Genomic DNA, 255 nt, shown 5'->3' with positions numbered 1-255 from the left:
AAGATAAATGTTTATCCAAGACAGAATGCGGCTTATAGCTCCGCTAACTTTATTTTTTATTATTAATTATTATTCAAAATTTAAAAATTATTAAATCGAAGAGGAAAACAATGGAAACTATAGCTATAATAGGAGCGATGGATTCTGAAATAACAAACTTGAAAAGCAAAATCGAAAATATCGAAGAAATAGAAATAGCGGGAATTTTATTTTATAAAGGAAAATTATGCGATAAAGATATTGTTTTATTAAAAT

Annotated in this window: 1 pseudogene; it reads left to right on the top strand. The window is 24.7% G+C overall.

The features are described from left to right. Nucleotides 1-110 precede the first annotated feature (110 nt). Nucleotides 111-255, top strand: a pseudogene (locus EZH24_RS15485) (5'-methylthioadenosine/adenosylhomocysteine nucleosidase); the annotation flags it as partial.

The organism is Brachyspira catarrhinii, from assembly GCF_005518285.1.
GTDB classification, from domain to species: Bacteria; Spirochaetota; Brachyspiria; order Brachyspirales; family Brachyspiraceae; genus Brachyspira; species Brachyspira catarrhinii.
This window is presented reverse-complemented; position numbering and strand designations above follow the sequence as displayed.